Source organism: Bacillus sp. SIMBA_154 (assembly GCF_046536015.1).
In the GTDB taxonomy this organism is placed as follows: domain Bacteria; phylum Bacillota; class Bacilli; order Bacillales; family Bacillaceae; genus Bacillus; species Bacillus pumilus_P.
In genome coordinates this window covers 1-256 of record NZ_JAWJBV010000424.1, presented here as the reverse complement: position 1 = coordinate 256, position 256 = coordinate 1, and the positions used below count along the sequence as shown (strand labels likewise).

Genomic DNA, 256 nt, shown 5'->3' with positions numbered 1-256 from the left:
CATTCCGCTTCCGTTCGGCAATCCGCAAAGAAGCCTTGATATGATTGAAGAATACGTGGACGGCATTTTAGAAAAAGGAAAGTTCCCGCTCGGCATGGGAGGGGAGCACCTTGTATCATGGCCTGTCATAAAAGCCATGTATAAGAAGTTTCCGGACCTTGCCATCATTCATTTTGACGCGCACACCGACCTGCGCACGGATTATGAAGGCGAACCGCTTTCCCACTCTACTCCGATCCGCAAAGCGGCCGAGCTC

Annotated in this window: 1 protein-coding gene; it reads left to right on the top strand. The window is 51.6% G+C overall.

Annotated features, from left to right (window positions below; genetic code table 11):
* A partial coding sequence (locus R0K30_RS22620) for an arginase family protein (RefSeq protein ID WP_410613165.1) occupies window positions 1–256 on the top strand: 256 nt, incomplete at both ends.